Raw genomic sequence first — 19,457 nt, 5'->3', positions numbered from 1 at the left:
CCACCCACCTCCTCGTCGCCGGAGTCTGCTGTGCCCATCACCCTCGACACCTTCGTCATGTTCCTCGGTTGGATCGGCGCCGCCGCCGGCGTCGTCGCCTACGCGCAGGTCACCCGCGGCCGCTGGGCCGCGTCGTCCGCGCCGTTCCAGCTCACCAACCTCACCGCCGCCGGTCTCATGGGCCTCGTCGCGGCGGCCAACGGCGTGTGGCCGTCCGTCTTCGCGAACCTCGTGTGGATCGTCATCGGCGTCCAGGCCGTCGTGCTCATCGTCCGCGCCCGACGCCGCCGGGTCGTGGCGCCGGTCGCGGTGCCGGACGAGGTCGAGCTCGCCGCCTGACGACGGCGTCGAGCGCTGAACACCGGCCGCGAGTGCGTCGCTCGCCGCGACACGGCGGGTGTCAGACGCCGCCCGGTGGGACGAGGCCGATCAGCAGGCCCATGACCAGGAGCGTCACGAGCTCGTGCGCGCAGTTGAGCACGGTCAGCCCCACGGGCCGGCCCTCGAACGCGTCGTGCGTGACGAACCGCGCGGCCGTGAACCCTGCCCAGAGCACGAGGGCCGTCAGCACCGCGTTGCCCAGGTAGCCGCCGCCGTAGAACGACCACGCCAGGTAGGTCGCGCCCGCGAGCACCCAGGCGGTCACGAAGCTCACGACGAGGGTGACCACGATCGGCACGACGGCGTCCCGGCCCTCCCCGGACGGTTCAACCTTCGCGACGCGCGTCCAGTAGGTCCCGAACACCTTCGGCGTGTACCAGACCGATCCCACGAGCATGCTCGACACCGTGGCGGCCAGGACCGCCCAGTAGTTGATCTCCGGAACCATCGGACCGCTCCTTCGCCGTCGACGCCCTTGGTCGGAGCGTATCGACCATGGCCGCGGGGTGCGCGGAGTGCGCGGCGCCCGACGGCCCGCGCCGTCAGCGGTCGGACCGTGCCGGTGTCCCGGCTACGGGTGCCACCGCCGCCACCGCGCGAGCGCGTCGCCGGGCGGTCGCTGCGAGCACGCCGCCGACCACGACCAGTCCGAGCGCCGCCGCGAGGAACGGCGACGTCGTCGCTCCGGTCGCGGCGAGCGGGCCCCCGCTCTCGTCACCGCCGCCGGTGCCGGACGTTCCGCCGCCCGGTGTGCCGCCCGGCCCAGTCTGTCCGGGCGGCCCCGTCTGTCCGGGTGGGTCCGTCGGCCCGGGCGGGTCCGTCGGCCCGGGCGGGTCCGTCGGCTCGGGCGGGACGACCTGCGCGAGCGAGAAGTCCTGGTCGAGTCGGCTCTCGCCGGCGGCGCTCAGCGTCGTCTGCCGCTCCGTGGACGACGCGGTGTAGCCGTCGGGCACCGCGAGGACGATCGAGTAGTCGCCGGGGGCGAGGTCGCCGAGGAAGTAGGTGCCGCCTGCATCGGTCACGAGATCGACCGGGCCGCCCGGTCCGTCGACCGTCACGGTCGCTCCGGGCACCGGGACGCCCTCGTCGTCGGTGACCACGCCGCCGACCGCGCCCGGCCGCGCGAGCGCGAAGTCGACGTCCGTGACGTCCTCCGCCGCGACCGTCACCGTCTGCGTCGTGGGGCCGTCGGCCGTGTAGCCGAACGGGACCTCGACGCTCACCGTGTACTCGCCCGGTGGGAGGAGGTCGGTCGCGTAGGTGCCGTCGGCCGCGGTCGGGACCGTGACCGTGCCGCCCGGACCGGCGACCGACACGACGGCGCCCGCGACCGGCGCACCGCCCGCCGTGACCGCCCCCGACAGCGACGGCGGCGACTGGACGACGAAGTCGTTGCCCGTGCTGGGTGCCTCCTCGCCCACCTCCACCGTGATCGCCGGCGGCGTCGTCGTCACCGTGTATCCCTCCGCCAGGTCGGTGAGCGCGAACGCGTACTCGAGCGGCTGACCGGCCTCGACGTCCCACGCCACGTCGTCGATCACGTACCCGCCCTGGGAGTTCGTGACCGCCGTGAGCGGCGCGCCCCCGCCCGCCGGCGTCAGGGTGACGGTGACTCCGGGGACGGGCGTGCCGTCGTCGGACAGGACGGTCCCGCTCACCGCGATGGGCCGGATCTCGCGCGCCGCGAGGTCGACGCCGGTCGCGTCGGTCTCGGAGAGGTCGACGCCCGTCACCGTCGGGGACCCGGAGGGGACGAGGCCGAACGGGAAGTCGCCGCCCGCCGCGGGCAGGGAGGTCAGCTCGACCGCATACCCGTCCGCGGCGGTGTAGCCGAGGAAGGAGTAGGTCCCGTCGGCGGCGGACGTCGTCGTCGCGAGCGCCGTCCCGTCCGGGCCGAAGAGCGTGAGGGTGGCGCCCGGGACCACCGAGCCGGTGGGGGCGCCCTCGGCGTCGACGAGGTCGACGACGCCCGTGATGTCGCGCGCCAGCGACGCGAACCACGTCTGGTAGACGGGGAGGCCCGACCGCTGGAAGAAGAAGACCGTCAGGCTGGTGACGGGGACGGTGGGCCGGAACCAGCCTGCCGCGCCGGACGTGTCGGTGCCGGCCGCGTTCCCGATCACCTCGCCGGTGACCGGGTCCCACGTCGCGACGTCGGTCGCGCTGCCCGTGCACGACGGCCCGGGGGTCACCGCGCAGTAGTTGAACCCGCCCTGCCAGCCGAGCTCGGCGCCCGTGAGGAGCTCGCCGCCCTCGCCGCGCGCGATCACGACGGCCCGGTCGGCGTCGATGTCACCCAGGACGAACGCCCATCCGCCCGACGGCGTGGGCCGCTCGAACGTGTAGGTCGTGGTGGACGGCGAGGTGGCGTTGTCCGCACGCGGCCGCAGGTTGAGGTACCCCTGCCCCTGGCTGGACCCGAACACCGCACCCGGTGGGGTCGCGGTGCTCAGCCAGCTGCTCGCGCCCGACTGGACGCCGACCTGCCCGCCGCGTGAGTCCGAGGTCACGGTCGCGGCGGGGAAGCCGCCGGCCGGGAGCTGCATCGTCGTCGTCCATCCGCCCGCCGAGCCGGTGAGCGGCTGCCAGTCCGCCCAGCCCGCCGTCGTCACGGCGCCCGCCGACGTCGTGGGGACGAGCGCCGCGAGCAGCACGAGGAGGAGCGTGGCGCAGCCAGCGAGAGCTCGTGTGACGTGATGCACACCGCACACGGTAGGAGACGCCTGGCCTCACCGCCCGGGAAGCAGCGGCCGAGCCCGGCGGGCCGACGGCGCGCGGGCACCTCAGTCCGGCACACCCTTCTGGTCGACGACGACGTCCACGACGAGCGCGCGATGGTCCGACAGCCCCGTGTCCACGGCCACCGCGGGACCGACCGGCCGCACGACCGGGCAGCCGGGACCGGTGTGGGCGAGCACGTGGTCGATCTGCCGCACCGGGTGGTCGACCGGGTGCGTGAGCCCGTGCGCGAGCGTGCTCCACCCGCTGAGCTCGGTGGGCTCGGGCGCCCGGAGGTTGAGGTCGCCGAGCACGAGGAGCGGCCGGGGGAGCGGCGCGCACGCACGCACGAACGACCGGAACTGGTCGGCCGTGAACTCCGGTCGCGACGTCGTGTGCGTCGTGACGACGGTCAGCGTGCCCCACGGAGTGCGCACCGCCCCGGCGAGCGCCGCCCGCGGCTCGTCCGGGACCACCCGGAAGGGGACGAGCCGACGAGCGCCCGGGACGGCGTCGCGGCGCCGCACCCGGGAGCGCCACGGCATGCGGTCGAGCTCGAGGCGCAGCCACCGGTCGACGGGGTACCGGCTCACGAGGCCGATCCCGAACGACGCGACCCCGGGCATCCGCCGGGCACCGCGGCCCGGTCGACCTGCGGGTGCCCAGGCGCCGGACACGCCACGCAGCGTGGGGGACAGGTGGTGGTGCTCGGCGCCCAGCACCTCGGCGGCGACGGCGACGAGGTCGGCCCGGTGCGAGCGCGGCGAGTCGCGCTCGACCTCCTGGAGCGCGAGGACGTCGGCGTCCAGGGCGGCGACGGCGCGCGCGAACCGCTCGACGTCGACCGTCCCGTCGAGCGCGGCACCGTGCAGGGTGTTGAAGGTCGCGAGGCGGAGCGTCCCGGGTGCGCGCGGGGGCAGCGCCGTCGGTCTCGGCGCAGCCGTCGCGCTCGGCGCAGCCGTGGCGGTCGGCGCAGCCGTGGCGGTCGGCGGGGGCGTGGGGTGTCGCGGGGGCGTCACCGCTGCAGGGTGGCACGCCACGCGACGACTCGCTCGACGGCCTCGGCGACCGTCGTGGGCGCCGCTGCGAAGGAGAGCCGGACCCAGTCCCTCCCGTGCACGCCGTCGAAGTCGGTGCCCGGCGTGAGCGCGACCCCTGCCTCCGCCAGGAGCCGCTCGCACCAGGTCACGGAGTCCATGCCGTCGCCGGACACGTCGGCGTAGACGTAGAACGCGCCGTCGGCGGGGGCGACGCGCGACCAGCCGAGGTCGTCGAGGCGCGACAGGACGAGGTCGCGCGACGCCGCGTATCGCGCGACGTTCTCCTCCGCGGCGGCGTAGCCCTCGGGCGAGAAAGCCGCGACCCCGGCGTGCTGCGCGAGCGCGGGCGGCGACAGCGCGACGTTGCCCGCGAGGGCGTCGACCGGTCCGACGAGCTCGTCGGGCAGCACGAGCCACCCCAGACGCCAGCCCGTCATCGCCCAGTACTTCGAGAACGAGCTCACGACGACGGCGCCGTCGCGCGTGTACCGGGCCGCCGTCGGCGACCCGCCGCCGATCGCCGAACCGCCCCGGGACGCCAGGGGCGCCGATGTACGAGAGGAGGAGCCCTCGTCGTACACGATGCCGTGGTAGATCTCGTCGCTCACCAGCCGCACGTCGTGGTCGGTGCACCACGCGGCCACCGCCGCGAGCTCGTCCGGCCGGATCATCGTGCCCGTCGGGTTCGCCGGGCTCGCGAGCACCAGACCGTCGAGACCCCCGCCGTAGTACGCCTCCATGAGCTGCGACACGGTCGGCTGGTAGCGCGTCTCCGGCCCGCAGTCGAGCTCGACCACCTCGCACCCGAGCGCGGCGAGGATGTTCTTGTACGCCGGGTAGCCGGGCCGGGCGAGCGCGACGCGGTCACCGACGTCGAACGCCGCGAGGAATGCGAGCAGGAAGCCGCCCGACGACCCCGTCGTCACCGCGACGCGCGCCGGGTCCACCTCGACGTCGTACCAGCGGCCGTAGTGCTCGGCGATGGCGTGCCGCAGCGCGGGGACGCCGAGCGCCTCGGTGTACCCGAGGTCGCCGCTCTCGAGGAGCTCGATCGCGCGGCGGCGCACGACGTCCGACGCCCCGGTCGCGGGCTCGCCGGCGCACAGGTTGAGCACCGACGCCCCCGCGTCCCGGAGGCGGTTCGCCTCGGCCAGCACCTGCATGACGGCGAACGGCGGCACGTGCGAGCGCCGCGAGACCTTCATCGACCCGGACATGCCCCCATCATGCCGCCGCGGACGCTCTGCCTAGGCTGGTACCGAGACGAAGCACCGAGCGATGCGACAGGAGGCGCACCGTGTTCCGCAGACGACGGAGAGTGCCCGACGACGACCCGGTCCGCCGCGCCGCGCAGTACCGCGTGGACCGCGAGGTCCAACGGGAGGACGCCGAGGCCGCAGCGGGGACGTCGGACGACGCGAGCCTCCCCGTCCGTGACGCCGGGGTCGACGACACCGGGACCGACGACGCCGAGACCGTCCGCACCCCGCGCCGGGTCCGACCGGAGGACCGCGCACGCTACGTCGACGTCGTGATCGACCAGGCGATCCGACGCGGCGAGTTCGACGACCTGCCGCTCGCGGGCAAGCCCATCCCCGGCCTGACGGGCCGCCACGACCCGGACTGGTGGCTCAAGAGCGTCATCGAGCGCGAGCAGCTCACCGGGCTGGGGCCGCCCGCGATGCTGCTCAAGGCCGAGGACCGTGGCCTCGACGACCGCCTCGACCAGGAGCTCGACGAGCAGACCGTGCGCGACCTCCTCGCGGACTTCAACGCGCGCGTCGTCGACGCCCGCCGCCAGCTCCTCGGCGGACCGCCCGTCGTGACGCCGACGCGCGACGTCGAGGCCGAGGTCGCGCGGTGGCGGGCTCGGCGAGCGCCCGGAGGACGCCGCTCCTAGGGTCGGTGCATGGCCGGCTGGGAGCCCGACGTCCTGGGCGACGACTACGAGCAGCTCACGCTGCCCCTCGCGCCCGACGACGAGGGCGACGTGGTCGCCACGCTCGTGCGGCGCCGTCGGGCGGGCGAGGGCGAGCCGGTCGCCGGCACCGCGGGCGGTCCCGAGCCCTACCTCGACGTCCTCTACGTCCACGGCTGGTCCGACTACTTCTTCCAGACCGAGCTCGCCGAGTTCTGGGAGGCCCGCGGCGCCCGGTTCCACGCGCTCGACCTGCGCAAGTACGGCCGCTCGCTGCGCCCCGGCCAGACGCCCGGGTACGTCACGGACCTCGCCACGTACGACGAGGACGTCGAGGCGGCCCTGGACGCGATCGGTCACGGCGTCCGGCGCACGAGCCGTCGCCGCCTCGTCCTCATGGGCCACTCCACGGGCGGGCTCACGCTCAGCCTGTGGGCGGCGCACCACCCGGGGCGGGCGTCGGCCGTCGTGCTCAACAGCCCGTGGCTGGAGTTCCAGACGCGTGAGGTCGGCCGCCTGCTGCTCGAGCCCGTGATGGGCGCCCGCGCGCGCCTCACCCCGACCCGGCCGCTGCCGAACGTCGACCTCGGTTTCTACACGCGGACCGTGAGCAAGGACTTCGACGGCGAGTGGACGTACGACCTCGCGTGGCGGCCGCAGCACGGGTTCCGGACGACGCCCGCGTGGCTGAGCGCCGTCTTCCACGGCCACCAGCAGATCGCGCGCGGCCTCGGCATCGGGGTGCCCGTCCTCGTCCTGCTGTCCACGCGCAGCACGCTCGCGCCCCGCTGGGCACCGGAGATGATGCACACCGACACGGCGATCGACGTGGACGGCGTCGCGCAGCGGTCCGTCCAGCTGGGCGACCTCGTGACCGTCGCGCGCATCGACGGCGCGCTGCACGACGTCGTGCTCTCCGCCCGCCCGGTGCGTGCGCTCGCGTACGGGCGCCTCGCGCAGTGGCTCACGGCGTACCTCCCGGCCCCGGTCCCGCCGACCGACGACGAGGCCCCCGCGCCGGGTCCCGAGCAGCCCGGCGCAGGGTCCGTGGACGACGGCGCGTCCAGCGGGCACGGGCCGCGTCGCCTCGTGCGCGCCCTGCACGGCTGGGGCCGCCGGGTCGCGCGGACCGCGGGGGACGTCGTCGGGCACGTGCGGGGACGGGCACGCGGACGAGCACGGGGGCGGGAGCGACGCCGCCAGGCCCGTCACACCGCGGAAACGCGGCGGTGACCGTGCGGTGACGGCCCGGCCCTAGCGTGCGGTCGACGGCGGCCTCCGGCCGCCGACCGGACGAGGAAGGGCTGCCCATGACCCAGGCGACCGCGCGCGACACGGAGCGCACCACGGATCCCGTCGACGAGGTGCCGCGGCTCGCACGGCTCTTCCCGCTCGGGCTGCAGCACGTCCTGGCGATGTACGCCGGCGCGGTCGCCGTACCGCTCATCGTGGGCGGGGCGCTCGGCTACTCGCCGGAGGACCTCGCGTTCCTCATCAGCGCCGACCTGTTCGTCGCGGGCATCGCGTCGATCATCCAGTCGATCGGCTTCTGGCGGTTCGGCGTCCGGCTCCCGCTCATGCAGGGCGTGACGTTCGCGGCCGTCGGGCCGATGATCACGATCGGCACGACGTACGACATCACGGCGGTGTTCGGCGCGACGATCGCGTGCGGGCTCTTCATGATCCTCGTCGCGCCGTTCTTCTCCGCGCTCCTCAGGTTCTTCCCGCCGATCGTCACCGGGACGGTCATCCTCATCATCGGCGTGACCCTCATGGACGTCGCCGCGGGCTGGATCACCGCCCAGGGCGAGAGCGCGGCGCCGTCGGACCTCGCGCTCGCCGCGGGGACGCTGCTGTTCGTCGTGCTCGTCGAGCGGTTCGCGCCGCCCGCGCTCGCGCGCGTGTCGGTCCTGCTGGGCCTCGCGCTCGGCACGCTCGTCGCGCTGCCGATGGGCAAGGTCGACTGGTCGGGCGTCGGCGACGCGGGCTGGTTCGCTCTCGTCACGCCGTTCCACTTCGGCCTCCCGACGTTCCCCCTCGCGGCGGTCCTCTCGATGCTCGTCGTCGGGCTCGTCATCATGACCGAGACGACGGGCGACATGATCGCCGTCGGCGAGATCGTCGAGAAGCCGGTGACGAAGAGGCGCCTCGCGGACGGCCTGCGCGCCGACGGCCTCTCGACCGTGATCGGCGGCGCGTTCAACACGTTCCCGTACACGGCGTTCGCGCAGAACGTCGGCCTCGTGAGCCTGACGAACGTCAAGTCGCGCTACGTCGCGACGATGGCGGGCGGCATCCTCGTCGTGCTCGGTCTCGTCCCGAAGGTCGGCGCGGTCGTCGAGGGCGTGCCGAGCGCGGTGCTCGGCGGCGCGGGCGTCGCGCTGTTCGGCATGGTCGCGGCGTCGGGCATCCGGTCCCTGACCAAGGTGACGTTCACGAACAAGAACATCCTCGTCGTGGCCGTCTCGCTCGGCGTCGCGCTCCTGCCGACCGTGAAGCCCGAGATCTACGCGGAGTTCCCGCAGTGGTTCCGGCTGATCTTCGACTCGGGCATCAGCTCGGGCGCGATCTGCGCGATCCTGCTCAACCTGCTGCTCAACGGCGACCAGCTCCGTGCCTCCCGGGACGGGTCGCGGCAGGACGAGCAGGAGCTCGCGCCGCACGACGCGTTGCGCGGCCCGGCCCCCGCGGTCACGACGTACGAGGAGGCGACCTCCGCGCCGTCGGGCGAGCCGCAGCCGGGTACGCCCGACCGCTGACGTCGTGGGGGAGATGGGCCCGGTTCCGACCGCGGGACCGGGCCCATCTCCCGCCCACAGCGTGTCCCCGGTCAGCGGAGCGCGGCGCGCACGTGCTCGACGATGCCGTCCGCGGCCGCCTCGACCTCCGCAAGGCAGTCCTCGAAGTCCTGCGCCCCGCCGTACCAGGGGTCGGCGATGTCGAGGACCGACTCCGTCCCACCCGGTTCGACGTGCGGCGCGGCCGGGTCGAACGACCGGTACATCCGCAGGCGGTCGGCGAGGTCCTGGATGCCGGGGCGCTGCCCGGGGCCGCGCCGACCCTCGACGAGGCGGCGGAGCGCCCGCGCGTGCTGCGCCGTCATCGCGAGGACGAGGTCGCGCGACGCGAGGTCGTCGGGCCGGACCTGACGTGCGCGGTGCGTGCCGTCGACGGCATACCCGTGCTCGAGGAGGACGGTCCGCGCCCGGCGGTCGATCGGGTTCCCGCGCTCCTCGTCGCTCACCCCCGTCGAGTCCACCACGACCCGGTCGCCGAGCCCAGCCGCCTCGAGGCGGTCGCGGAGCACGATCTCGGCCATCGGTGAGCGGCAGATGTTGCCGGTGCAGACGGTCATGACACGGTATGGCTCGGGCATGCCATCATTCTGCCCGCCGCAGCCGCGTCCGCTGCCGGGAGCGCCCGGTGGCGCCAGCGCGCCGGAGGAAGCAGGTTGGACCTGCGGGGCGAACCCGTCGAGCACCGAGGAGACCTGCATGACCGTCGTGAACCCCCCGAACGACCTGCGCGAGTACATCGAGTTCCTGCGGGACCGCGGCTACACGGTCCGCGACGGGCACTCGCCCGACCCGGACCTCGTCGACCCCGAGGGGAACCCGGTCTACACGTGGCAGGAGGGGTACCCGTACGAGTCGCTCATGGACCGGGACGAGTACGAGCTCGAGAAGTACCGGCTCCAGGTCGAGCTGCTCAAGTTCCAGTACTGGCTCGAGGACAACGACCGGCGCGCGATCATCCTCTTCGAGGGCCGTGACGCGGCGGGCAAGGGCGGGACGATCAAGCGGTTCACGGAGCACCTCAACCCGCGCACCGCGCGCGTGGTCGCCCTCTCCAAGCCGAGCGACCGCGAACGCGGCCAGTGGTACTTCCAGCGCTACGTCCAGCACCTGCCGACGGCGGGCGAGATCGTGATGTTCGACCGCTCCTGGTACAACCGCGCGGGCGTCGAGCGCGTGATGGGCTTCTGCACCGACGAGGAGTACCGGACCTTCATGACGCAGGCGCCCGCGTTCGAGCGGATGCTCGTCGACTCCGGCATCCACGTGACCAAGCTGTGGTTCTCCGTGTCCCGCACCGAGCAGCGCACGCGGTTCGCGATCCGCCAGCTGGACCCCGTGCGGCGGTGGAAGCTGTCCCCGATGGACCTGGCCTCGCTGGACCGCTGGGAGGACTACACGGCGGCCAAGGAGGAGATGTTCCGGAGCACCGACAAGCGGTACGCGCCGTGGACGATCATCCGGTCCAACGACAAGAAGCGGGCGCGGATCAACGCGATGCGCCACTTCCTCACCCGGTTCGACTACGACGGCAAGGACCACGCCGTCGTCGGGACACCCGACCCGCTCCTCGTCATCCGGAGGAAGAACGAGCCGGCCGACGAGTAGCGTCCGGCTCGTCGCGCACCGGCGCGGGGTCGCACCTACCGTGGACGCATGACCATCAGGGCGGGATCCGGGCGCATCGCGGTGACCGGTGCGAGCGGCCTGCTCGGCTCGAAGCTCGCGTTCCGGCTCGCGGCCGAGGGTGCGCCGCAGCGGCTCGTCGTACGAGACCCCGCGCGCGCGCCGAACCTCGGCGACGACCCGCTGCCCGAGTCCGACGTCGCGGTCGTCGAGGACTACACCGACACGCCTGCGATGGTCCGGGCGTTCACGGGCTGCGACACGGTGTTCCTCGTGTCCGCGCGCGAGGACGCGGACCGGGTCGCCACGCACCGGGCCGCCGTCGACGCGGCGATCGTCGCGGGCGTCGGGCGGCTCGTCTACGTCTCGTTCGTCGGTGCCGCCCCGGACGCCGTGTTCACGTTCGCGCGCGACCACTGGCACACCGAGGAGTACGTCCGGGGGACCGGGCTGCGCCACACGTTCCTGCGCGACAACCTGTACCACCGCGGCCTCGCGCTCATGGTCGGGGACGACGGCGTCATCCGCGGTCCGGCGGGGGACGGCCGCGTGGCCTCGGTGTCGCACGACGACATCGCCGACGTGGCGACCGCCGTGCTCCTCGACGAGCGCCCGCACCGGCACGACGACGCCGTCTACGACCTCACCGGCCCCGAGGCCCTGACGCTCACCGAGGTCGCGGCGCTGCTCTCGGCCGCCTCGGGACGGGAGATCACGTACCACCCCGAGACGGTCGAGGAGGCCTACGCGTCGCGTGCGGGGTACGGCGCGCCGCCGTTCGAGGTCGACGGGTGGGTGTCGTCGTACACCGCCATCGCCGCGGGCGACCTCGCGCGGGTCAGCGACACCGTGCGGCGCTTCACCGAGCGCCCGGCACGCTCGTTCGCCGGCTGGCTCGACGACTACCCCGACGAGTGGGCGCACCTGCGCCGCTGAGGACGTGGTCACGGGGGTTCTTCTCCGTGCGCGAAAACCTCTGGCGCGGTCCGCGCGGTCGGACGTACCGTCGTCGTACACGCGAAAGGAGGTGATCCGAGAAGTGAAGACTCTTCGGACTCGTGAGGTGGTTGCGCGCTAGTCGTCGCGCAACCGATTCGACTGACGGACCGGATGCGGTGAGCCCGTGAACCGGGCGGGACCTCCCGAAGGGAGGTTCCCGACGGCGAGCGAGTACCACGCGACCACCGGGGCCCGCGGGCGTCGTGCCCTCGTCCAGCACGACAGGGGAGGTCATCTCTCCGGCCCGCGGGCCTTTCCGTGCCCGCTGTCAGTACGCGCGGCGCGCGACGACGAGGAAGCGCGGCGCCTCGTCGACGAACTCGTGACCCGCCGCGAAGTGCAGGTGCAGGGCGCGCAGCGGCGCCTCGAACCGGGCGACCGCCGCGGGCGACAGGCTCGCGAGGTCGGGGACCTGCCACGCGACGACGCGCAGGTACCGGAGCAGCGACCCGAGGTCCCGGAAACGGCGCAGCCCGCCGTGCTCGCGTGCGACGTCGACCACGAGACCCGCGTCGCGCAGCACCTCGACCGCGCCGTCGAGCGTCACCGAGTCGGGGTCCCACGCGGGCTCGACGCCGAGCGCCGTGCACAGGCGGATCCCGTCGCGCGTGTCGACCTGCTGCGTGAGGAACACGCCGCCGGGCTCCAGGACCCGGCGCACCTCGTCCGGGTCGAACTCCTCGTGGCGGTCCAGCACGACGGCGAACTGGCCGTCGAAGAACGGCAGCACCTGGTCCTCGCCCCCCTCGACGGCGCGGACCTCCACGCCCAGCGGCGCGAGCCGACGTCGCGCCAGCGGCAGGTTCGGCGCCCAGCCCTCGGTCGCGGCCGACCCGGCGGGGAACGGTGCGAGCGACGCGAGCACCTCGCCGCCCCCGGTGCCCAGGTCGAGGACGGGCCCGCGGTCGCTCGCCACGAGCTCGCGCGCGAGCGCGGCGTAGTCCCACGGGAGCGGGTCCTCGACGACCCGTCCGTCCACCGCGGACAGGTCGGACCCGACTACCGGCACGGAACGGGCCCACGCGACGTGGGCCTCGAAGGACGCGTCGCGGGCGGGTGGGGCAGGGCGCTCGGGGACCGCGTCGGACATGCAGCGATTGTGCCCCGCGCGCCTGGGAGGCGCCCGGAGGCGGCGCGAGGCGTGCACCACGCGACTGCCGGTGCGGGCGGGGATGGGGACCTCTCCCCGTCGCCACGGCCCGACGCAGCGCGATAGCCTCCCGGAGCGCGTGCCGTCCCGGCACGGCGGGCGAGAGAGGACGGACGACGTGAGCGGTTTCTGGGGAGCCGACGTCAACCAGCTGCGCAGCCTCGCGCAGTCGCTGCAGTCCGCGTCGGAGCAGCTGAGCTCGACGACGGCCCAGGTGTCGTCGCTGGTCGAGTCCTCCACGCGCTGGCAGGGGGACGACGCGTCGCAGTTCCGCAGCGACTGGTCCGGGACGTCGATGGCGCTCCTGCGCGGGGTGAGCCAGACGCTCGCGGACGCGTCGCAGGCCGTGCTCCGCAACGCGCAGCAGCAGCACGACACGAGCACCGAGGGTGGCTCGATCCCGTCGCCGGGCGTCCCCTCGCCGGGCATCCCGACCGGCCCCGGCGGCGGCCCCCTCGGGGGCGGCGCGCCGGGCCTGCAGGGCTCGATCTGGGACGTCGGGCAGGTCGCGTGGGGTGGCGTGTCGCTCGTGCTCGCCGGCATGAAGGGCTGGAAGGTCGGCACCGCCCTCAACGGGTTCCTCCAGGCGAGCCGCCTCGCGGACGTGTCCGACGCCGCGGCGAGCGCCTCGGTCTTCGCGCGCGGCATGGTGCTCGACGACGCGATGGGCATGCTCGGCGGGCTCGGTACCGCGGGCCGGCTCCTGGGCGGCGTCGGCGGCGCGTTCGGCGTGATCGGCGGCTTCCAGCAGATGTTCGCGTCCGAGTACGACGGCGTGCGCGGCGGCGTGGACCGCGTGATGGGTGGCGTGTCCGTCATCGGTGGCGCGGGGACCATGCTCATGATGGCCGGCCTGCTCACCAACCCCGTGGGCATCGGGATCGTGGTCGGGGCCGGCGTCGTCGCGGGCGCATGGGCCCTCGGCAACCTCGTCGTCGACAACTGGGATGCGATCTCCGGCTTCGCCACCAACCCGGGTCCGTACCTCGCGGACGGGTGGGAGAACGTTCAGGACTTCGCGGGCGACGCGGTCGATACCATCGGGGACGTCGCGTCCGACGTCGGGGACGCGGTCGGCGACGGGCTCTCCGCCGCCGGTGACTTCGTCGGAGGGCTCTTCTCGTGACCGAGCAGACCGAGCAGCACATGCGGTGGTCCGTCAGCGACATCGCCGCGGCCGAGCAGACGCTCGCACGCTCCACCGCGGGCGAGGTGACGCACCTCGTCACGCTCACCGACGAAGAGGTGACGATCCTCGACGGCCTCCACCACGAGCAGCTCGTCGCCCTCCCGTGGCTCGACGCCCAGGAGGGCGCGGACCGCGCGCTCGTCGGGCGGGTCGCGCTGCGCTCGCTCCTCGCGCGCGGTCTCGTCGTCCCGTCGGACGGCGCCGCCGACCCCGGCCCCGACGGCGACCCGCAGGTCGGCATAGAGGCCGCGCCCGAGGTCACGGGGCCGCTCGTGCTCCGGCGCACCGCGAACGCGATCCTCTCCGCGGAGCGCACGACGGCGCTCGGCAAGCACTGGGTGTACGTGTACCTCCACGAGGACGACCGTGTGCTCGAGGAGGAGGTCGCGCCGAGCGGGCACCACGCGTTCAGCGTCTACCCGCTCGCGGACCTCGCCGGGCGTCTCGCGGTCTTCCTCGACCCCGCGACGAAGGCCGTCCTCGACGGACGGTCGCAGACCTTCACCGTGGAGGAGTTCACGGCGCAGGCCCCGACCCTGCCGGAGATCTCCGACGCGGTCGCCGTGACGACGCTCGCGGGCGTCCGGGCCGGATCGGACGTGCTCGTCCAGGTCAGCGTCTACGCGACACCGGACGGTGTGTACGTCGTGCGCGGCGAGGAGCACGGAGCCGACGGCGCACCCGTGACGCTCACGCTGTCCGAGGTGGGTGCCGCGACGGTCCGCCGTCTCCCGCTCGAGCTGCTGGGCCGATGACGGCCGTCCCCGGCGCGCGCCCAGGTGCTCCCCGGCCGACCGGCGACCGCGCGACAGCCAAGGTCCGTCACCTCGCCGCGGCGTCGGGTCTCGGCGAGGTGCGCCACGTGTCCGCCGCGACGCTCAACGGGCCTGCGTGGACGGTCCTCGTGCTGATCGTGCTCGTGTTCTCGGCAGGGCCGTCGCTCGTGGGCAACGCCGCGCCGTCGTCCGTCGCGGTGCTGCTGCCGGCGTTCGCGGCCCTCGCGGCCCTGGCCCTGTGGTTCCTCGCGTCGGAGAAGCTCGTGGTGCTCGACCACGGGATCCTCGTCGGCTCGTTCGCGCCGCTCCTGCGCCCTGCCGTCCTGCCGTTCACGGCGATCGACCCGCGCACGGTGCGGGCGGTCGTCGGCAACCAGCGCACGACGGGGCTGCTGCTCGCCGACCGGGGCGTGTCGGGCGCCTCGCGCACGGTGCTGTGGTCGCGCCGGTGCGTGACGTTCGTCGGGGTCAGCCCCGTCCTGGCACGCCGTGCCGCCGCCCGTCGCGAGCCCGTGTCGCTCGCGACGGCGCAGAGCGCCGACCTGTGGATGTTCTCCGCGCGCGACCCGCGCCGGCAGGAGGCGCTCGTCCGCGCGCTCGGCGAGACCATGCGGGCGGCCGGAGTGCCCGGCGCGCAGGACGTCGAGGCGCTCGCCCTGCCGCCGCGTCCGGTCGAGGTGTCGCCCGACGGCGCGGACCGCCTCGCGATCCCCGAGTGGATGCGCGGCCCGCGCGCGCGGCGCTCGCAGCCAGCCCGGTAGCCGCGGACCGTCGCCCGGCGGTGGCGGCGGTGCGTCGCTCCGCGGTCCCGTCAGGCCGTCGGTGACCCGAGCGCGGCGGCGAGCTGCGCCGTCGGGCCGTCGCCCGTGCCGGCAGCGGTGCGCAGCGCCGCGACCTGCAGGACCATCCACGGGCTGAACGCCCAGGGCGTGGCGTCCACGGCGCGCACGACGTCGCCCGGTTCGGCCCACGCGAGCTCCATGACCTCGTCGGGGTTCGGGTCGACGCCGCCCTGGGCGCGCGCCGTGTAGACGGGGCAGATCTCGTTCTCGACCACGCCGGACGCGTCGACCGCGCGGTACCGGAAGCCGGGGACGGCGACCTCGAGGTCGGTGACCTGCAGCCCGAGCTCGTGCTGCGCGTGGCGGGTGATCGACTCCTCGGTCGTCTCCGTCCAGCGCGGGTGGCCGCAGAACGAGTTGGTCCATACGCCGGGCCACGTGCGCTTCGCGAGCGCACGGCGTGTGAGCAGGAGGCGACCGGCGTCGTCGAGCACGTAGCAGGAGAAGGCCAGGTGGAGGGGCGTCTCCGTCGTGTGGACGGCGGAGCGCTCGAAGGTTCCGGTGCGGCGGCCCTCGTCGTCCACGGTGACGACGTGGTCGGCGGCGACGGGGACGTGACGGGTCATGCCGTCACTCTCGCACACCCGGGCGGGGCGACCCGAGACCGCGGGCCCGCCGTCAGGCGGTTTGCCGAGAGCACTGGTCGGTGAAATAAGGTGAGGCTGACCTTCGCCCTGAGGGTGCGACCGGGCGGGCCAGCCGGCCCGGTTCCGCCGAGCAGATCCTGAGAGCCGCATGTCCCCGTCCGCCGACACCCGTGCGCCGCGCGTCCCCACGCCGCGCGACGCGTCCGGCACGGTCGGCCCGCCCCCTCACGTGACGTCGTACGCACCCGACGACCGCCCCGCGCCGGGCCTCGCCCGCAGCAACGCCGCCCGCGGACTCGGCCTCCTCGTCGCGGTCGTCGTGCTCGTCGGCGCGGTCGTGCTCAGCCTGGTCGTCGGGTCGAAGGCCGTCCCGACCTCGACGGTCTGGGACGCGCTCACCGCGTACGACGGGTCCGCGGACCACGTGATCGTGCGCGACCTGCGCCTGCCGCGCACGGTCGTCGGGCTCCTCGTGGGCGCGGCGCTCGGCGTCGCGGGGGCGCTCATCCAGGCGATGACCCGCAACCCCCTGGCGGACCCCGGGATCCTGGGCGTCAATGCGGGCGCCGCGTTCGTGGTCGTGCTCGCGGTCGCGCTCCTCGGGATCACCGACATGTCGTCGTTCGTCTGGTTCGCGTTCCTCGGCGCGATCCTCGCGACGGTCGCGGTCTACGCGATCGGCTCGCAGGGGCGTGGGGGAGCGACCCCGGTGCGGCTCACGCTCGCCGGCGTCGCGCTCGCCGCCGTGCTCGGCGGGATCTCGCAGGGGATCATGCTCCTCGACCCCACCGTGTTCGACCGCATGCGGTTCTGGACCGCGGGCTCGCTCGCGGGTCGGACCATGGAGATGGCGGGGACGATCGCGCCGTTCGTCGTCGTCGGCCTGGTGCTCGCGCTCCTCGTCGCGCGACCGCTCAACGCCGTCGCCCTCGGCGACGACCTCGCGAGCTCGCTCGGAGCGCACGTCGGGCGCACGCGCGTGCTGGTCGGCATCTCCGTGACGCTCCTGTGCGGCGCGGCGACGGCCGTGGCGGGTCCGATCGCGTTCGTCGGGCTCATGGTGCCGCACGTCGCGCGCTGGACGGTCGGTCCCGACCAGCGGTGGATCATCCCGTACTCCGCGGTGCTCGCACCCGTCCTCCTCCTCGTCTCCGACGTCATCGGCCGTGTCGTCGCGACCCCCGGCGAGGTCCAGGTCGGCGTCGTCACCGCGTTCGTCGGCGCCCCCGTGCTCATCGCGCTCGTGCGCCGCGCGAAGGCGAGCGGGCTGTGAGCGCCCCGGCACCGGTACGAGGTACGCCGTCGGTCCCGCCCGACGACGGCGCCCGCGTCGACTTCGGACGCCCGACCCGCGTCGTGCGCGGGTTCGGCGGCCGCCTGAGCCAGCGGCTCGACCTGCGCACGATCGCCGTGTGCCTGGGCCTGCTGGTCGTCGCGCTCGCCATCGGGGTGGTCGCGCTCATGACGGGCGACTACCCGCTGACCGTCGCTCAGGTGCTCGGTGCGCTCGTCGGCGGCTCGGACGGCCCCGTCCAGATGGTCGTCGTCGAGTGGCGGCTCCCGCGAGCCCTCCTGGCGCTCGTGCTCGGGGCGTGCCTCGGGGCGAGCGGCGCGATCTTCCAGTCGCTCACGCGCAACCCCCTGGGCAGCCCCGACATCATCGGCTTCAACACGGGCGCGTACACGGGCGCGCTCGTCGTCATGACCGTGCTCGGGAGCGGGTACACGTCCGTCGCGGGCGGCGCGCTGCTCGGCGGGATCGCCACCGCCGCGGTGGTCTACGTGCTCGCGTACCGGCGCGGGGTCCAAGGCTTCCGGCTCATCATCGTCGGCATCGCGGTGTCGGCGATGCTCGCGTCGCTCAACACGTGGCTCATCCTCAAGGCGGACCTCGAGACCGCGATGGCCGCCGCCGTCTGGGGCGCGGGGTCGCTCAACGGGACCACCTGGGCGCAGGCGGCGCCCGCGTGCGTGCTCGCCGTGGTCATCGCCCTCCCGCTCGTGTGGCTCGCGCCGCGCATGGCGATGCTCGAGCTCGGCGACGACGCCGCCACGGCGCTCGGCCTGCGCGGCGAACGGGTGCGCCTCGCCCTGGTCCTGCTGGGCGTCGCCCTCACCGCGCTCGCCACCGCGGCCGCCGGGCCCATCGCGTTCGTCGCGCTCGCCGCGCCGCAGCTCGCGCGCCGACTCACGGGCAGCGCGGGCGTCCGCATCCTGCCCGCCGCGGCGATGGGCGCCGTCCTGCTCGCCGCGAGCGACCTCGTCGCACAGCGCGCGTTCGCGCCGACCCAGCTCCCCGTCGGCGTGGTCACCGTGAGCGTCGGCGGCGCGTACCTCGTGTGGCTCCTCGTGCGAGAGGCCCGCCGATGAGCCGCCGACCGCTCGACCGCCAGCTCTCCCGACAGATCCCCCGACGTGGAAGGACACCCGTGAGCGCCACGACCTCCGCCGACCTGGTCGACGGCGACGCCGACCTCGGGACCCGGGACGCGCCGTCGGGCACGACCGCGGACGTCCCGCCGGCCGACCGCCTGCACGCCGACGGCGTGACGCTCGGCTACGACGACCGCGTCATCTCCACGGACCTCGACGTGACGATCCCCGACGGGTCGTTCACGGTGATCGTCGGACCGAACGCGTGCGGCAAGTCGACGCTCCTGCGCGCGCTGTCGCGCCTGCTCAAGCCGTCGCAGGGCCAGGTGGTGCTCGACGGCCGGACCATCTCGTCGATCCCGGCGAAGGAGGTCGCGCGCCGCCTCGGCCTGCTGCCGCAGACGTCGATCGCGCCCGAGGGCATCACCGTCGCGGACCTCGTCGCGCGCGGCCGGTACCCGCACCAGAAGCTCCTGCGGCAGTGGTCGCGCGAGGACGAGGCCGCGGTCGTCGAGGCGATGGCTGCCACGGGCGTCACCGAGCTGTCGGGCCGGCTCGTCGACGAGCTCTCGGGCGGGCAGCGCCAGCGCGTCTGGGTCGCGATGGTCCTCGCGCAGGAGACCCCGATCCTGCTGCTCGACGAGCCGACGACGTTCCTCGACATCGCGCACCAGGTCGAGCTGCTCGAGCTGTGCACCGACCTCAACCGCGACCGCGGCAACACGCTCGTGGCGGTGCTCCACGACCTCAACCACGCGTGCCGGTACGCGACGCACCTCATCGCGATGAAGGACGGTGCGGTCGTCGCCGAGGGCGCGCCGGGAGACGTCGTGACGGCCGCCCTGGTCGAGGAGGTCTTCGGGCTGCCCTGCCGCATCATCGACGACCCGGTCACCGGGACGCCGCTCGTCGTCCCGGAGGCGCGGCCGCGCCGGGCCTGACGACGCCCGCCGTCGGGACCGGCACGCGCTGGCCTGGGGTGGCGTGCCGAACCCCGGGTCATGCGTCGATCGCAGGCTCGATCGGCGCGCAAACCGGGGTTCGGCAGGTGAAGGTCCCCCGC

The 19,457-nt window shown here is 74.4% G+C and carries 19 protein-coding genes; 12 read left to right on the top strand and 7 right to left on the bottom strand.

What is annotated here, in order from left to right:
• Positions 1-30: 30 nt before the first annotated feature.
• Positions 31-339: a CBU_0592 family membrane protein gene (locus NFS20_RS17190; RefSeq protein WP_251153007.1), complete on the top strand. Its 309-nt coding sequence runs from the start codon at positions 31-33 to the stop codon at positions 337-339.
• 61 nt (positions 340-400) lie between these two features.
• Here NFS20_RS17190 and NFS20_RS17185 read toward each other — a convergent pair whose 3' ends face one another.
• From NFS20_RS17185 to NFS20_RS17170, 4 genes are all read right to left on the bottom strand, one after another.
• Positions 401-829: a DUF1761 domain-containing protein gene (locus NFS20_RS17185; RefSeq protein ID WP_251153006.1), complete on the bottom strand. Its 429-nt coding sequence runs from the start codon at positions 827-829 to the stop codon at positions 401-403.
• A gap of 94 nt (positions 830-923) precedes the next feature.
• Complete coding sequence (locus NFS20_RS17180; protein WP_251153005.1) at positions 924-3,083, bottom strand: MSCRAMM family protein; 2,160 nt, start codon at positions 3,081-3,083, stop codon at positions 924-926.
• Between the two features lie 81 nt (positions 3,084-3,164).
• Positions 3,165-4,118: an endonuclease/exonuclease/phosphatase family protein gene (locus tag NFS20_RS17175; protein WP_251153004.1), complete on the bottom strand. Its 954-nt coding sequence runs from the start codon at positions 4,116-4,118 to the stop codon at positions 3,165-3,167.
• Complete coding sequence (locus tag NFS20_RS17170; RefSeq protein WP_251153056.1) at positions 4,115-5,344, bottom strand: pyridoxal phosphate-dependent aminotransferase; 1,230 nt, start codon at positions 5,342-5,344, stop codon at positions 4,115-4,117. The genes NFS20_RS17175 and NFS20_RS17170 overlap by 4 nt, the downstream gene beginning before the upstream one ends.
• Before the next feature lie 92 nt (positions 5,345-5,436).
• Here NFS20_RS17170 and NFS20_RS17165 point away from each other — a divergent pair, with 92 nt between their 5' ends.
• From NFS20_RS17165 to NFS20_RS17155, 3 genes are all read left to right on the top strand, one after another.
• Positions 5,437-6,039: a DnaJ family domain-containing protein gene (locus tag NFS20_RS17165; protein WP_251153003.1), complete on the top strand. Its 603-nt coding sequence runs from the start codon at positions 5,437-5,439 to the stop codon at positions 6,037-6,039.
• Between the two features lie 9 nt (positions 6,040-6,048).
• On the top strand, positions 6,049-7,290 hold the full coding sequence (locus tag NFS20_RS17160; protein WP_353050479.1) for an alpha/beta hydrolase: 1,242 nt from the start codon (positions 6,049-6,051) through the stop codon (positions 7,288-7,290).
• 77 nt (positions 7,291-7,367) lie between these two features.
• On the top strand, positions 7,368-8,816 hold the full coding sequence (locus tag NFS20_RS17155) for a nucleobase:cation symporter-2 family protein (protein WP_251153002.1): 1,449 nt from the start codon (positions 7,368-7,370) through the stop codon (positions 8,814-8,816).
• A gap of 71 nt (positions 8,817-8,887) precedes the next feature.
• Here the strand turns inward: NFS20_RS17155 and NFS20_RS17150 are convergent, their stop codons facing one another.
• Positions 8,888-9,433, bottom strand: a complete 546-nt coding sequence (locus NFS20_RS17150; RefSeq protein WP_251153001.1) for a low molecular weight protein-tyrosine-phosphatase — start codon at positions 9,431-9,433, stop codon at positions 8,888-8,890.
• Positions 9,434-9,551: 118 nt separating this feature from the next.
• Between NFS20_RS17150 and ppk2 the strand changes: the two genes are divergently transcribed.
• On the top strand, positions 9,552-10,460 hold the full coding sequence (ppk2, locus tag NFS20_RS17145) for a polyphosphate kinase 2 (protein ID WP_251153000.1): 909 nt from the start codon (positions 9,552-9,554) through the stop codon (positions 10,458-10,460).
• Positions 10,461-10,508: 48 nt separating this feature from the next.
• Positions 10,509-11,414, top strand: coding sequence for an SDR family oxidoreductase (locus NFS20_RS17140; RefSeq protein ID WP_251152999.1), 906 nt, complete (start codon positions 10,509-10,511; stop codon positions 11,412-11,414).
• A 331-nt stretch (positions 11,415-11,745) separates the two neighbouring features.
• Here the strand turns inward: NFS20_RS17140 and NFS20_RS17135 are convergent, their stop codons facing one another.
• Positions 11,746-12,567, bottom strand: coding sequence for a class I SAM-dependent methyltransferase (locus NFS20_RS17135; protein ID WP_251152998.1), 822 nt, complete (start codon positions 12,565-12,567; stop codon positions 11,746-11,748).
• Positions 12,568-12,745: 178 nt separating this feature from the next.
• Between NFS20_RS17135 and NFS20_RS17130 the strand changes: the two genes are divergently transcribed.
• The 3 genes from NFS20_RS17130 to NFS20_RS17120 are packed head-to-tail and all read left to right on the top strand — an operon-like array spanning position 12,746 to position 15,353.
• A complete protein-coding gene (locus NFS20_RS17130) occupies positions 12,746-13,753 on the top strand; it encodes a WXG100 family type VII secretion target (protein WP_251152997.1) in 1,008 nt (335 codons plus the stop codon).
• A complete protein-coding gene (locus NFS20_RS17125; protein ID WP_251152996.1) occupies positions 13,750-14,571 on the top strand; it encodes a hypothetical protein in 822 nt (273 codons plus the stop codon). The genes NFS20_RS17130 and NFS20_RS17125 overlap by 4 nt, the downstream gene beginning before the upstream one ends.
• Positions 14,568-15,353: a hypothetical protein gene (locus NFS20_RS17120; protein WP_251152995.1), complete on the top strand. Its 786-nt coding sequence runs from the start codon at positions 14,568-14,570 to the stop codon at positions 15,351-15,353. Before NFS20_RS17125 ends, NFS20_RS17120 begins: the two co-directional genes overlap by 4 nt.
• 50 nt (positions 15,354-15,403) lie before the next feature.
• On the opposite strand, the gene idi is transcribed toward NFS20_RS17120, so the two are convergent.
• Positions 15,404-16,000, bottom strand: a complete 597-nt coding sequence (idi, locus tag NFS20_RS17115) for an isopentenyl-diphosphate Delta-isomerase (protein ID WP_251152994.1) — start codon at positions 15,998-16,000, stop codon at positions 15,404-15,406.
• A gap of 169 nt (positions 16,001-16,169) precedes the next feature.
• Here idi and NFS20_RS17110 point away from each other — a divergent pair, with 169 nt between their 5' ends.
• From NFS20_RS17110 to NFS20_RS17100, 3 genes are read left to right on the top strand one after another with little or no spacing between them, the layout of a single operon-like run.
• Complete coding sequence (locus tag NFS20_RS17110; RefSeq protein WP_251152993.1) at positions 16,170-17,294, top strand: iron chelate uptake ABC transporter family permease subunit; 1,125 nt, start codon at positions 16,170-16,172, stop codon at positions 17,292-17,294.
• The gene (gene fepG / locus NFS20_RS17105) at positions 17,291-18,391 is read left to right on the top strand and encodes an iron-enterobactin ABC transporter permease (RefSeq protein ID WP_251152992.1); all 1,101 of its coding nucleotides are present in this window, start codon (positions 17,291-17,293) and stop codon (positions 18,389-18,391) included. The genes NFS20_RS17110 and fepG overlap by 4 nt, the downstream gene beginning before the upstream one ends.
• A 59-nt stretch (positions 18,392-18,450) precedes the next feature.
• Positions 18,451-19,335, top strand: a complete 885-nt coding sequence (locus tag NFS20_RS17100) for an ABC transporter ATP-binding protein (protein ID WP_502800830.1) — start codon at positions 18,451-18,453, stop codon at positions 19,333-19,335.
• The last annotated feature ends 122 nt before the right edge of the window (positions 19,336-19,457 follow it).

Origin of the sequence: Cellulosimicrobium sp. Marseille-Q4280 (assembly GCF_943181405.1) — a bacterium.
In the GTDB taxonomy this organism is placed as follows: domain Bacteria; phylum Actinomycetota; class Actinomycetes; order Actinomycetales; family Cellulomonadaceae; genus Cellulosimicrobium.
This window is presented reverse-complemented; position numbering and strand designations above follow the sequence as displayed.